The sequence below is a fragment of the Bradyrhizobium altum genome (assembly GCF_020889705.1).
In the GTDB taxonomy this organism is placed as follows: domain Bacteria; phylum Pseudomonadota; class Alphaproteobacteria; order Rhizobiales; family Xanthobacteraceae; genus Bradyrhizobium; species Bradyrhizobium altum.
Window position 1 is genome coordinate 1 of sequence record NZ_JACMYP010000256.1, and the last position, 12,547, is coordinate 12,547.

Annotated in this window: 11 protein-coding genes and 4 pseudogenes; 12 read left to right on the forward strand and 3 right to left on the reverse strand. The window is 60.5% G+C overall.

Translation table 11 applies throughout. The annotated features are described in order from the left end of the window. Both H8B02_RS38345 and H8B02_RS38350 read left to right on the forward strand, forming a co-directional pair. A pseudogene (locus H8B02_RS38345) lies at positions 1–433 on the forward strand (MFS transporter); the annotation flags it as partial. Positions 434–614: 181 nt separating this feature from the next. Then, positions 615–776: pseudogene (locus H8B02_RS38350) on the forward strand (P-type conjugative transfer ATPase TrbB); the annotation flags it as partial. Positions 777–861: 85 nt separating this feature from the next. Here the strand turns inward: H8B02_RS38350 and H8B02_RS38355 are convergent. Beyond that, positions 862–1,329, reverse strand: a complete 468-nt coding sequence (locus H8B02_RS38355; protein ID WP_229170945.1) for a MarR family winged helix-turn-helix transcriptional regulator — start codon at positions 1,327–1,329, stop codon at positions 862–864. A 516-nt stretch (positions 1,330–1,845) separates the two neighbouring features. Here H8B02_RS38355 and H8B02_RS49390 point away from each other — a divergent pair. From H8B02_RS49390 to H8B02_RS38405, 9 genes and pseudogenes are all read left to right on the forward strand, one after another. After that, positions 1,846–4,442 (forward strand): annotated as a pseudogene (locus tag H8B02_RS49390) (xanthine dehydrogenase family protein molybdopterin-binding subunit); the annotation flags it as partial. A gap of 5 nt (positions 4,443–4,447) precedes the next feature. Next, positions 4,448–5,320: an FAD binding domain-containing protein gene (locus H8B02_RS38370; protein WP_229170946.1), complete on the forward strand. Its 873-nt coding sequence runs from the start codon at positions 4,448–4,450 to the stop codon at positions 5,318–5,320. Next, positions 5,317–5,847, forward strand: a complete 531-nt coding sequence (locus H8B02_RS38375) for a (2Fe-2S)-binding protein (protein WP_229170947.1) — start codon at positions 5,317–5,319, stop codon at positions 5,845–5,847. The genes H8B02_RS38370 and H8B02_RS38375 overlap by 4 nt, the downstream gene beginning before the upstream one ends. Beyond that, positions 5,844–6,521 (forward strand): FAD-dependent oxidoreductase, encoded by a 678-nt coding sequence (locus tag H8B02_RS38380; protein WP_229170948.1) that lies wholly within the window; start codon positions 5,844–5,846, stop codon positions 6,519–6,521. Before H8B02_RS38375 ends, H8B02_RS38380 begins: the two co-directional genes overlap by 4 nt. After that, positions 6,521–7,084 carry an FAD-dependent monooxygenase gene (locus H8B02_RS38385; protein ID WP_229170949.1) on the forward strand — a complete coding sequence of 188 codons (564 nt, stop codon included), beginning with the start codon at positions 6,521–6,523 and terminating at the stop codon, positions 7,082–7,084. The genes H8B02_RS38380 and H8B02_RS38385 overlap by 1 nt, the downstream gene beginning before the upstream one ends. A gap of 26 nt (positions 7,085–7,110) precedes the next feature. Further along, the gene (locus H8B02_RS38390) at positions 7,111–7,797 is read left to right on the forward strand and encodes an isochorismatase family protein (RefSeq protein ID WP_229170950.1); all 687 of its coding nucleotides are present in this window, start codon (positions 7,111–7,113) and stop codon (positions 7,795–7,797) included. Next, the gene (locus H8B02_RS38395) at positions 7,794–8,684 is read left to right on the forward strand and encodes an alpha/beta fold hydrolase (protein ID WP_229170951.1); all 891 of its coding nucleotides are present in this window, start codon (positions 7,794–7,796) and stop codon (positions 8,682–8,684) included. The genes H8B02_RS38390 and H8B02_RS38395 overlap by 4 nt, the downstream gene beginning before the upstream one ends. 7 nt (positions 8,685–8,691) lie before the next feature. Next, positions 8,692–9,717, forward strand: a complete 1,026-nt coding sequence (locus H8B02_RS38400; protein WP_229170952.1) for a 2,5-dihydroxypyridine 5,6-dioxygenase NicX family protein — start codon at positions 8,692–8,694, stop codon at positions 9,715–9,717. A gap of 110 nt (positions 9,718–9,827) precedes the next feature. Next, positions 9,828–11,177, forward strand: a complete 1,350-nt coding sequence (locus H8B02_RS38405; protein WP_229170953.1) for an MFS transporter — start codon at positions 9,828–9,830, stop codon at positions 11,175–11,177. An 11-nt stretch (positions 11,178–11,188) separates the two neighbouring features. Here the strand turns inward: H8B02_RS38405 and H8B02_RS49165 are convergent, their stop codons facing one another. Then, positions 11,189–11,497, reverse strand: a complete 309-nt coding sequence (locus tag H8B02_RS49165; protein ID WP_376711765.1) for a hotdog domain-containing protein — start codon at positions 11,495–11,497, stop codon at positions 11,189–11,191. A 182-nt stretch (positions 11,498–11,679) separates the two neighbouring features. Beyond that, positions 11,680–11,988 carry a hypothetical protein gene (locus H8B02_RS38410; RefSeq protein ID WP_229170954.1) on the reverse strand — a complete coding sequence of 103 codons (309 nt, stop codon included), beginning with the start codon at positions 11,986–11,988 and terminating at the stop codon, positions 11,680–11,682. Positions 11,989–12,334: 346 nt separating this feature from the next. Between H8B02_RS38410 and H8B02_RS38415 the strand changes: the two are divergent. After that, positions 12,335–12,547: pseudogene (locus H8B02_RS38415) on the forward strand (P-type conjugative transfer ATPase TrbB); the annotation flags it as partial.

The following is a 12,547-nucleotide window of genomic DNA, read 5'->3' on the forward strand; positions in this document are numbered from 1 at the left end:
GAGAGTGCCTCTGCCGTCCATCTTGCCCTGGTCCGTTGTCGCAATTGCCGGAGCGGCGACCGTGGTCAGTTTTGCGGTAATAGCGGATCACTTTCCGCCCCAGCTTGCTGGTCGTGCCAACGGCGCCTTGAACGTCTTGCACTTTGGCTGGGCCTTTCTGGCGCAGTACGTAACAGGGCTGATTCTGGAGCAATGGTATGCGAATGATGGCCATAGGCCCGTCCAAGCCTATCAAGTCGCTTTTGGTCTCAACGTAGCACTGCAGATCGCGACGTTGGTCTGGTTCGCGTTGCCCTGGCGCCGATCCATCGCTTCGTGGATGAGTTCAATCCTCTTGTTCAGGCCGGCTGATGTTTCCTGCGCTGTCGAGTCAGTTGGGTTGTATGAGGACTCGGTCATCCTCCTGCCCGCGGATGACGATGCGGAGTGGTGAGCAGGCCACTCCCAGCGAACTGACACGATTGACTAGGCCTTAAAATCAATTCTCAGTCTTTATTTTTCTACGCCAGTCTACGATCACCGCCAGCGCTTGTTGCCCTAAGTCGATTGGCGGCTTTTCTAATCATCCCCATCTGAGGGCCCTCGGTAAACGCCGTCATTCGGTGGGGGCGACGGTGGCAATCCATTCCTTTCAGTCGGAGGCGAATTCGCGCGGCGCGCGAATGCTGCGCAGCGCGCTCGGTACCGCGATCGCCGGCAACCTCGAAGATGAATCGATCATCGAGGTGATGCTCAATCCGGACGGGAGGCTGTGGATCGACAGGCTATCGAGTGGCCGTGCCGCTCCTTCTCGCTGCTGGCGACTGGAACGGTCGCAGACGAATTTAGCTCGTCAATGATCGAAACGTGAACCGCGTCCGCTTAGCGGCGTATAATTTTCTTGAGTATCTCGGTCAGCGTCCGAAACTCCTCCCGGGTCAGGGGAGCGAACGTCTCGCTTGAAATCTCACCGACGGTTTCGACGGCGGCGTCCGCTACTCGTCTGCCCTTATCGGTCAGATCGATCTCCCGCCGTCGCGAATCCAAAGGATCTTCGTTACTCTTTATGAGGCCGCGTAATTTGAGACGATTGATAACACCAGTAATGGTGGCTGAGTCGTAGTGTATCAGCCGTCCTAGATGATTTTGGGAGCAAGGTCCGACCTCCCTCAATTTTGCCAACGTCGAGAACTGGGGTGCCGTTAGTTCTTCAATCATCTTCGCGGCAAAGATGGCCGTGTGAGTACGCAGTGCGACGCGCAATAAGAAACCTGGTGCGTCATCCAGCCGATATGACTGCACAGTTTCTTTCGGCTTCTCCACCGAGCGCCGCTTTTTATTTGGTTGCACGATTTTAGTCCCCTTTGCGCGACGCTGCCACGGCTCATCTCGAGAAAGTTCGACTGTTCGCGGCTCCAAAGTCTTCGGCGCCGACTCGGTTTTTTACATTCGTTGAGCCCTCGAATCCACCTTTGTTGGACGATGGCCGGCTTTATCGCGCGTACCTCGTTGAGACGCGCCGGCCCTGGCCACCCTTCGTCTGTCGTCTGAGCGTCGACATCCAGAGCTCTCAAAACACTGAAACCGGGCGGAGGCGGGCATCGGCTGTAGGGCGTTTTGTCGGACTTCCGGCCCGGATAGCGGATTTCATGCCCTATCAGTCGTACACGAGCGTAGCACTTGCATACGAGTGATAACTGTCATAATGTCCGCAGATCGCCTTAGGGAGGCACCAAGGTGCCATCGGCTTCACGAATGTCGGCAACTGACAATATGAGTTCCGTTCGACCCGACCTGATCGAGAAGGTCACGGGGCGCGCCGAATACGTTACCGACCTGACGGTGCCGGGGATGCTGCACGGGTTTGTGGTTCGCTCGCCGGCCGTTCATGCCCGCATTGTCTCGATCGATACGAGCGCTGCCCGTTCGATGGACGGCGTCGTGGACGTGCTTGTCGGCGAGGATGTCGCCTCGTTTGGCTGCTGGGGCGTCGTGCTCAAGGACCGGCCGATCATCGCGGTCGATCGCGTGCGCTATGTGGGCGAGCCGGTTGCCATCGTGATCGCGGAGACGATTGAGATCGCGGAAAACGCCGCCGAGCTGGTGGATGTCGGTTACGAGGAGCTTCCGCGGGCAACGACCATACAGAAAGCCATGGCGGACGGCGCGCCGCTGATCCACCAACACCACGAAAATCTGCAGGACTTCTATTTCAAGGGTGGCGCCAAGCCGACGCAAGGCAGCAACATTTTCCACACCTACCGCAACAATGTCGGCGACGTCGACGCCGCCGAGGCGGCCGCCGCCTACGTTCATGAGGATCACTTCACGTTCCCGGCCATCTCGCACTTTGCGATGGAGCCGCACGCGGTCATCGCGGACTTCAAGGGCGAGTCTCTCACGGTCTGGGCCGGTGCGCAGACGCCGACCGCGGTTCAAAAGGTGCTGTCGCGCCTGTTCGGTCTGCAGTTGGCGAAGGTTCGGGTCATCGTTCCCTTCGTCGGCGGCGGCTTCGGCGGCAAGGCCTCGGTGAAGATCGAGCCGCTGGTTGCGGGAGCTTCGTGGAAGGTGCAACGTCCCGTTCGCGTGGCCCAATCCATCTCCGACTCGATGCTGACGTGCCGAAGGCTCGGCGCCGAAATCACGATTCGGACGGCCGTGGACGCAAAAGGGCGGATCCTCGCCACGAGCGCCAAACTGCTACTCGATGGCGGCGCCTATTCCGACACGGGCTCGGCCGTCGCGACGAAATCTGCCAATCGCATCATCGGCCCCTACGCGGTGCCAAATCTGCGCCTCGAGGCTCGGCTGTTTACACCAACACCGTTCCGGGTGCCGCTTTCCGTTCAATCGGCGGGCCACAGGCTGTCTGGGCCAAAGAATCCCATATGGACAATGTCGCTGCGGTCATCGGCATGGACCCGGCCGAGTTCCGGTTGAAGAACCTCGCAGCCCGCGGCGAGCGCACGCGGCCCGATCTGCGTGCGCTCGACATGGACATGAGCGAGCTGATGGTCCGCGTGACCCAGTCGTTCGCATCGGAGTCGCAAGGGTCGAACCGGCGGTCTCGCGGAATGGCGGTCGCCGCGACCGATCCGGCGAACACGCCGATCGCCAACGCGATCGTCCGTCTCAAGATCGATGGATCGATCCTGGTTTCGGTCTCCAGCATCGAAGTCGGCCAGGGCGCGCATGCAACCATGGCCCGGATCGCCGCGCAGACGCTGAAGCAGCCGTTTTCCGCAGTCAGCACGTTGCGCGCCGATACGGCCGTCGCCCCTTACGACTGGGGCACGGGCGCGAGCCGATCGACCGTCGTGGTCGGCCTGTCCGTCGAGAACGCGGCGCTCGATGCCGCCGATCAGATCCTAGACATGGTCGTGGATGTCTGGGAGCTGCCCAAGGAGAGTCTGTCGCTCGTCGAGGGTGGCGTCTCTACCGGGTCTGAGGTTCTGACCTTCCATCAAATTTTCCACCGCACGCTGGGCGTCGACTCCGGGGAGGTCGTCGGGCGTGGCGCGATCACGCCGCGCTCGAAGAAAGGCGCGCTGGCCGAGTCGCCGCTGTTCTGGGAAACGTCCGCTGGCCTCGCGGAAATCGTCGTCGATGAGGACACCGGCGAGATTCACGCGCCCCGTTACGCGAGCGCCGCGGACGTCGGGCGCGTGATCGATCGCGTCGCCGCCGAAGGGCAGGACGAGGGCGCCGCCGCCATGGGTTTTGGACACGCACTCTACGAACAGCTGGAGTTCGAGGACGGTCAGCCCCTCAACGCGACGCCGATCGACTACATGATCCCGCGCATTTCGGACGTGCCGCCGGTCTTCGACACCATCCTGATCGAGAATGGCGACGGGCCGGGCCCGGGCGGCGCCAAAGGAATGGGTGAAGGAGCAATCCTGCCCGTCGCGCCGGCGATCGCCAATGCGTTGTTCTCGGCCTACGGGGTCCGAATTACGGATCTCCCCATGACGCCTGAAAAGGTATGGCGCGCCTTGCAAAGAGGAAGTGAATTCATGGAATTCAATATGTCAATGATGGTGCCGGCGACGCCAGGGGATCTCTGGAAGACGTTGATCGACGTGCCCAGTATCTCGTCCTGCATTCCCGGATGCGAGAACGTCGAAGAGATCGCGCCGCTGGAATCCTACAAGGCGATGGTCAAGCAGAAGATCGGTCCTTTCAAGGTCGAAGTGCCGGCCGAGATCGTTGTCGAGTCGGTGACGGAGCCGTCACACGTCCGCACTCGTGCCACGGGCCGCGACAAATTCACCGGGACCAGGCTCGCGGTCATCCTGGACGTCAGCGTGATCCCGGAAGACTTAGGCTCCAAGCTGACCGTCGACGCGAAGGTCGACATCCAAGGACGCCTGGCGAGCATGGGGCTCGGCGTCATCAAACGCCGCGTTGACCAGAATTTCGAGGAATTCGAGACGCGGCTCAAGAGCCTTCTGGGCGCCGCCTGATCATGCTGCCGACACCCTTCGAATTTGACAGGGCATCCACAGTCGCCGCCGCGGTCAGTGCGGTCGGGCAGGAGGGCGAGGGCATGTTCTATTCCGGCGGTACCGAATTGCTGCTGGCGATGAAGATGCGCGTCATCCATACCGAGCGGCTTGTCGACATCAAGGGAATCCCCGGCCTCGACCGCATCGTTCTGAACGACGCGAACGAGCTGGAAATCGGCTCCCGGTGCACGCACGTGAAGATCGCGGGCGATTCCGTCATTCGCGAACACGTGCCGGCGCTGGCCTCGCTCTGTGCCAACGTGGCGAACGTCCGGGTCCGCAGCGTCGGAACAATCGGCGGCAATCTGTGCTTCGGCGAGCCGCATGCAGATCCGCCAACGATGCTCGGGGCGCTGGATGCGCGGCTGGTGCTTCAAGGTCCGAACGGCACCCGCTCTGTTCATGCCGACGATTTCATCCGCAGCGAGCTGGAAACGGTGCGCGAAGCGGACGAATTGATGATCGTCATCGTGTTTCCGCGTCCAACGGGCCCCGTTACCTACCGCCGGTTCAAGCATGGCGAACGGCCCTCCGTAAATGTCGGAATGGCCTGGTCGATGGAGGCCGGTGCTCATTCGATCAAATCCGCGCGTGTGCGCGTTGGCGCCCTCGGATCGAAGCCGCAGCCCCTGAAAGCTGTCGAAGGCGTGCTGAAGGGGCTGCCCGTCCATGACGCGCACAGAGCGATCCAGTCCGTGCTTGCGGCGGCGCTGGACGAGCTCGACGTCAATGAGGACCGGCACGGCAGTGCGGACTACAAGCGGCATCTAGCAGGCGTTCTGCTGCTGCGAAACGCCGAAGAGGCGGTCGCGATGCAAGGGCGCGCCACATGACGAATGTGCAGCTCATCTCGTTCTCGTTGAACGGACAGCCGGTCGAGATGGAGATTCCCGGTCACACGCTGTTGATTGATCTCATCCGAGATCGCATCGGCCTGAAGGGCACCAAGCGCTCCTGCGACATGGAAGTGTGTGGTGCCTGCACCATGCTCCTCGACGGTGACCCGATTTCGAGCTGCACGACGCTCGCCGTCGATGTCGATGGGAAGGAGATCACGACCATCGAGGGCGTCACGCCACCCAATGGCCTCTCGCGGATCCAGAAAGCGTTCGTGCTCCACGGCGGCCTTCAATGCGGCTTCTGCACGCCCGGCTTCATCATGGCGGTCACCGCGCTGCTCAAGACGAATCCGCATCCGACCGACGCGGAAATTCGCCACTACCTGCACGGCAATCTTTGCCGCTGTACCGGATACACCAAGATTTTCGAGGCCGTAAAGAGCCTTGCCGCCGAGCAGGTTTCCGAGGACGCCGCCTCACCCGCCGCGCGACGGCGCAATTTTCGTTTGGAGACATCATGAGCATCCACCAGGTCAGTAAATCAAGCGTCCTCATTGCCGGCGCAGGCATTGGTGGCTTGGCGATGGCGCTGTCGCTGCTTCGTCGCGGCATCGATTGTGACGTATTCGAGCAAGCGTCCGAGCTGCGCGAGGTGGGAGCTGGCCTTTGGGTCTCCATGAACGGAGTGCGTGTTCTCAGGGATCTTGGCCTCACCGAGCAGGTAGAGCAGAACTGCATTGCCGCCGAGCGACGCTCGATCAGGCTCTGGAACACCGGCGACCGGTGGCCCCTCTACAATCGCAACTCCGACGCGGCGCGCAACCAGCCTTATTTGCTGCTACGCGCTCATTTGCTGAAGATCCTTGTTGACGGCGTGCGCGAGCTGAAGCCGGGCGCCATCCATTTGAACGCTCGTGTTGTCGGATTCAGTCAGGACGACGAAAGGGTTCACGCCAAGCTCGCAGGCGGCTCCGAAGTCGAAGGGCGCGCGCTGGTCGGCGCCGACGGTGCTCACTCAAAGGTCCGTCTTGGCCTCATCGGCAACATTGAGAGCCAGTACACGAAGGCTATCGCGTGGCGTGGCCTCGTGCCGGTCGACGCCTTGCACAGCATCAGCGCGAACCCGAGGTGGCAACATGGATTGGGCCCACCGCGCATGTCACGGCCTACCCGGTCCGCTGGCAGAACACGGTGATGATGACCTTTTCGGGCCAGGTCGACCATGACGATTGGCTTCTCGAATCCTGGTCGGAGAGCGGTTCGGTCGAGGAATGCCTAAAGGACTTCGAAGGCTGGCATCCGGACATCGTCGACTTGGTCAAGAACGTCGATACCCTGAACAAATGGGGCCTGTTCGTGCGGCCGTCGCTGGCTACGTGGTCGAAGGGGCGTGTCACCCTGCTTGGCGACGCCTGCCATTCGATGCTGCCGTACCTCGGGCAGGGCGTGAACATGGCGCTGGAGGATGCATCAGTCCTCGCCCGTTGCTTCGATGAAGATCCCAACGACGTCGCGGCGGTATTCGAGACATATCAGGGTCTCCGGCTCAATCGCACCAGCAAGGTCGTGAAGTCGGCGGCCGGCATGCTGCCGATCTTCCATAACAGGGCGTTGTGCAAGCCGGAGACGGCGGGTGACTACATCAAGACGCAGTGGTCATCGGAAGCAACAGCCGCGCGCTACGACTGGATCTACCGGTACGACGCGACCACCATTCCTCTTCACTCCGCCGATGAACAAAACTGGAGCGAGCAATGACTGCCGTAAAGCAGCCGTGGGATGATGTGCTGCCGCTGGAAGAGCGCGAGACCTATGCGCTCGCTGGGCTGGGTGGCGCGGCTGGATTTGGCAAGCGACCTGCGCTCCTAGTCATCGATGTGCAGTACCGCTCGGTCGGCGATAGACCAATGCCGATCCGCGAGGCGATCAAGCAATTTCCGACCAGCTGCGGCGAAGCCGGGTGGCATGCCATCGCACATATCGCCGAATTGACGCGGTTGTTTCGCGAGAAGAACTGGCCGGTGATCTTCCCGCATGTCGCGCGGAAGGTGAACCAGGACCGGGGCGCGTTCTCCGCGAAGATCCCGGCTATCATGCGGATCCCGCCCGAGGGGTATGATTTTGTCCGCGAGGTGGCGCCCAAGCCCGGCGAGCTGCTCCTGCCGAAGACACAAGCAAGCGCGTTCTTCGGTACGCCGCTGGCGACGTATCTGATAGGGGCCGGCGTCGATTCGCTGGTGGTGACCGGTTGCACGACCAGCGGTTGCGTGCGGGCTTCGGTCGTGGATGCGTGCGCGCTGAACTTCAAATCACTTGTGCCGAGCGACGCGGTCTACGACCGCTCGCCCACGTCACACGCGGTCAACCTGTTTGATATCGCCAGCAAGTACGCGGACGTGGTGCCGACGGAGCTGGCAATCGAGCGCCTTCGTCCGCTGTCGGAATTCCGCACAGAGGACCAGCTGACGTGAGCCGCGCCCCAGCATCCGGATTTCTGTATGGGGCACATGCGCGCGCCAACGGCATCCGTCAGCATTATCTGCGTTTCGGCGGAACGGGACCCGTCATCGTAATCGTGCCGGGCATATCGACGACCGCGGCGCAATGGGCCTTCATCGCGGAGCGCCTGTGCATCGGATACGACGTATGCGTGCTCGATGTTCGCGGCCGCGGCCTGTCCGAAGCTGGACCGCATCTCGATTACTCTCTCGACGCGTGCGCATCCGATCTCGTCTCGTTCGCCGAAGCGCTCGGACTTGGCCCGTACACCCTGATGGGCCACTCAATGGGCGGCCGCATCGGAATACGTGCCGCACGCTGGCGGCCATCGTCTGTTGAACAGCTGATATTGATCGATCCGCCGGTCTCTGGTCCGGGACGCCGAGCCTACCCAATTCCGATCGAACCCCTTCTCAAATTGCTACATAGCGCAAAGCTTGGCGAGATCGACGCCGTGCTGCGAATCCCTTCCGCGCCTCGATGGCCTGAGCAGCACATCCGCACCAGGGCGGAGTGGATGCATACCTGCGACGAGCGCGCGCTCATCGAAGCTCACAAGGGCTTTCATCACGATGACATTCATCGTGACCTTGCCCAACTCAGCGTTCCCACATCGCTCATCGTCGCGGGACGGGGCGGCGTCATTCGACCCGAAGATCAAAGGGAAATTCTCCGATTGATGCCGTCGATCGTAGTTAAGACGTTGGAAAGCGCGGGTCATCAGATGCAGATCGACGATACGGAGGGCTTTCTTTCGATCGTTCAAGACCTTCTAGCGCGACCCCGCGATCGGTTGGACGGCGGTGTACCCATCCTTGATAAACAGGAGATCGGCAAAGATGTCTCGACAACGCGTTGATGTTGAAATGCTTGAGCTGTTCAAGGCCGAGCTTGCGCTGTGTAAAGTGAAGCAGGGCGAAGTCGTCGCAGTCTTGAGCGGTGGCGAGGATCAACCGGAATATGCCCAGACGTTCATGTTGGCCGCGCAAAGCCTCGGCGCAACGACCTTTCACCTGAACGTCCCCAAATACGGTCAAAGCAAAGTCGCCGGCCTGCAGGGTCGCCATGCGCTCACCGGCAACCAGCCGGCGATCGATACGCTCAAACGCGTGGATATGGTGATCGATCTTCTGGGCCTGCTGTTCTCCCGCGAACAAGCCGAAATACAGGAGGCCGGCACGCGCATTTTGCGGGTGATGGAGCCGTTCCACATTCTCAAGAAGATGTTCCCGACGGAAGATCTGCGTCGTCGAACTGAGCTGTCGCGAAGTCTGCTGCAGTCCGCCAGCAAAATGCGAATCACGTCGCCCGGCGGAACAGACGTAACCTATGGGTTGGAGCAATATCCGGTCATTTCTGAATACGGCTATACGGACGAGCCGGGGCGCTGGGATCACTTTCCATCCGGGTTTGCCTTCACCCAGGCCACGGATGGCGATGTCAACGGCACGGTCGTTCTGATGCCTGGCGACACCCTCTGTGCCTTCAAGCGCTACATCCAATCGCCGGTCACGCTCACTGTAAAGGATGGTTACATCGTCGACCTCAAGGGCGAGGGCACCGACGCGCTGCTGATAAAAAACTATATCGACAGCTTCGGCGATCCGCGCGGCTGGGCGATCTCGCATATCGGCTGGGGGTCAAACGAGCGCGCTGCCTGGCATCACATTGCCGCCTCCCAGCAACTTTCGTCCGAACACATCATGAATGCCCTTTCCTTCTACGGGAATGTCCTGTTCTCGACAGGCCCGAATACGGAGCTCGGAGGCACGAACGACACGCCGTGTCATCTCGACATCCCGCTTCGGGGCTGCAGCCTCTGGCTCGACGATCTGCACATCCTCGATAGAGGTGAATTTGCTTATGCAGAGTTGAAAGCGCCCGGCCGCTAGCCGCGCGCATCAAGCCAGACGGCCCGGAGTCGCATTGGAGGCTCCCAATCACGCGGCAAGCGTTTCGGCAACGTCCATCACCTCCGGTCCTTTTAATGGGAACGCATCTTATGTCTACAACCCTCTCAAATTCGCAAGACTATACAGCGGGACAACGCTACTCGATCATGATCTCGGCCATGCTCGGTTACATACTCGATTTCTACGACGTTCTGATATTTCCGTTTCTCTTGCCTGCCATTCAACGATCGATGTCGTTGTCCCTGACCGAAGTGGGTGCGCTGCAAGCGCTCACGTTGTTCGGATCGGCCATCGGCGGCGCACTATTTGGCACTATCGGTGATCGGCTTGGCCGAAAGACGTCGCTCCAACTGACAATCGTATTGTTCTCGGTTGCCGCGATCATTTCGGCGTTCGCGTGGAATTTTTGGTCCCTTGCCGTATTGCGGCTGATAACGGGCATCGGTCTTGGTGGCGAGTACGGCGTCGGCATGGTCCTCTTCAATGAGGCCTGGAAGAAGAACAGCCGCGGTTTTGGGGCGGCGGCCCTTCAAGGTTGTGCTGTGATTGCATCATCTACGGCTTCAATCGTCGGCATCTGGCTGATTGCGACGTTTAGCGACGAATGGAGCTGGCGAATTGGGTTGCTGACCGGCGGCGCGCCCATCCTGCTCACCATTTTCATCCGCTTCTTCATGCCTGAATCCAAAATCTGGCTGGAATATGAGACCCAACGCAGAGCCGGGCAACTCAAGGGGGAAGCCCGTACACTTCCGCTTGCGGATCTATTCCGCAACGGGCTTGCGCGGCAGACTGTCATCGCCTTTGTGTGGCTGATGAGCTACATGCTCTGCTACTACAGCATCGTCTCCTTCATTCCGACGCTGTTGCTTCGGGACATGCACACCCCAGGGGATGTAGTTCGCACGACCGCTGTGTTGCTCTCTGTCGTTAGCGGCATCTGCTACCTCGTGAATGGCGTTTTCAACGATAGAGCTGGTCGGCGCTTCGGAGCTCTTGTGCCCGCGCTGTTTTGGGTGGCCGCTTTGGTCGGTATGGCCTTGTGGGGCGGCCAAGTCTACGCCGGATCGAAGATCGAGTGGCCGATGTTTTGGCTCTATATCGTCTTCGGCATAGGCAACGTTGCTCTGGGCGTGACCGGTGTCTGGATCTCAGAGCTCTATCCGGTCAACCTACGGGCAACCGCGGTGTCGTCGTTCTATATGGGCGGTCGGGGACTTGGCAGTATTGCGCCTGTGATTGTGCCTCTTGCGGCAGCCCACTTCGGCGGAAGCCTGCTCAACGGTATGGTGGCCGTGGGCCTTCCCGCCGCGAGCGTCTTCATTATCGCCTCTCTTTTGCTTCCCGAGACCCTCGGTCGCGATCTGTCCGTAAAGGGGTTTAAGGTTGACACGGAATCGAAAGCTGCAATGACGCCAGCTTCGCTATCGGGCACGTGACCCCGGTGGAATCATGTTTGGCCGGCGAGATAGCCATTCCACTCGATCTGCCTATCTCGCTGGCGGAAAGACGGAGGCGAAGCGACCGCCACGACTATGTCAATTCGGTGGTTTACGCCCCACCTTCCGGCAAGCACGTCCGCAACTGAGCGTGCTTGTTGGCTGGAGGTCAGAAAAACCATTCGGCCGGCTGCGAGCGGTTGGTTTTCGGCATTCAAAACCGATGCGTTCGCCGTTGCCGATGTGCGTCCGTAGCGAACTATCCTTGCTTCGGCGATCATTGGAGGCTCAATGCCCGGCCGGAAGAAGTTGACACGCATGTCGACGGTCTGCGCCGGTAATCCCTACAGTGTGGCGACGGCATACGACCTGCAGTATCCAAAAAGCGTCTCAAGAATGCCACCATGAACGAAACGATGATGCGGGTTGCCCTTCACGAAGCGCATTTGGCGATTTGGTGGCCCTACTGTGGTGACGTGAGCGGCGTCACCCGGTTAGTGCGCTACCCACGAGAAGAGGTCCTGCGGCCCTTCACAGCCTGGACCTTGGCTTTCCGATGCGCGCCTTCCTGCTGACCCGGGGCGGTCAGCATCTGCTCGACCGGGTCGGAGAATAGCTGTCCCGCATTCGCGATGTAATCGCGGTCGATCGCGTCTCCGGGTGCACCGACCCGCTTGTTTCGAGGTCGCGCCCCCGCGACGCCGACGACCTTACTGGATCGCTGGGACAAGTGCTCGGTATCGAGGGGGTCATGCGGCCCATGGTGCCGCGCCGCGTGTTGCAACTGTTCGACGTCGAACCGTCGCTTCATCGATGAGTTCAATCCTCTTCTTCATGCCGACTTCTCTTTCCAACGCTGCCGAGCCAGTTGGTCTCTATGAGAACTCGGTCATCCTCCTGCCCGCGGATGACGATGCGGAGTTGTGAGCAGCCACTCCCAGCGAACCGATACGATTGAGTATGCCTCAAACATCCGTTCTCAGTCTTTCTTTCTCTACGCCAGTCTACGATCACTGAAGCCGCTTGTTGCGCCAAGTCCGTCGGTGCCTTTTCTAATCATCCCCATATGAGGACGCTCGTTGGACGTCCTCATTCGGTGGGGGCGAACGGTGGCAATCCATTCCATTCAATCGGAAGCGAGTTCGCGCGGAGCGCGAATGCTGCGGAGCGCGCTTGGCTCTGCGATTGCCGGCTACCTCGAAGACGAAGCGATCATCGAGGTGATGCTCAATCCGGATGGGCGGTTGTGGATCGACCGGTTGTCGAATGGCCTGATCGACACAGGCGAAACACTGTCGGCGGCGGACGGCGAGCGCATTGTTCGTCTGGTAGCGCACCACGTAGGTGCGGAGGTGCATGCCGGCTCGCCG

Bases quoted from the DNA above. Each gene is read 5' to 3' on its own strand.
- H8B02_RS49165 (WP_376711765.1), bottom strand. From the start codon at position 11,497: ATGCGTGTCAACTTCTTCCGGCCGGGCATTGAGCCTCCAATGATCGCC.
- H8B02_RS38375 (WP_229170947.1), top strand. From the start codon at position 5,317: ATGACGAATGTGCAGCTCATCTCGTTCTCGTTGAACGGACAGCCGGTC.
- H8B02_RS38410 (WP_229170954.1), bottom strand. From the start codon at position 11,988: ATGAAGCGACGGTTCGACGTCGAACAGTTGCAACACGCGGCGCGGCAC.
- H8B02_RS38405 (WP_229170953.1), top strand. From the start codon at position 9,828: ATGTCTACAACCCTCTCAAATTCGCAAGACTATACAGCGGGACAACGC.
- H8B02_RS38380 (WP_229170948.1), top strand. From the start codon at position 5,844: ATGAGCATCCACCAGGTCAGTAAATCAAGCGTCCTCATTGCCGGCGCA.
- H8B02_RS38370 (WP_229170946.1), top strand. From the start codon at position 4,448: ATGCTGCCGACACCCTTCGAATTTGACAGGGCATCCACAGTCGCCGCC.
- H8B02_RS38400 (WP_229170952.1), top strand. From the start codon at position 8,692: ATGCTTGAGCTGTTCAAGGCCGAGCTTGCGCTGTGTAAAGTGAAGCAG.
- H8B02_RS38385 (WP_229170949.1), top strand. From the start codon at position 6,521: ATGATGACCTTTTCGGGCCAGGTCGACCATGACGATTGGCTTCTCGAA.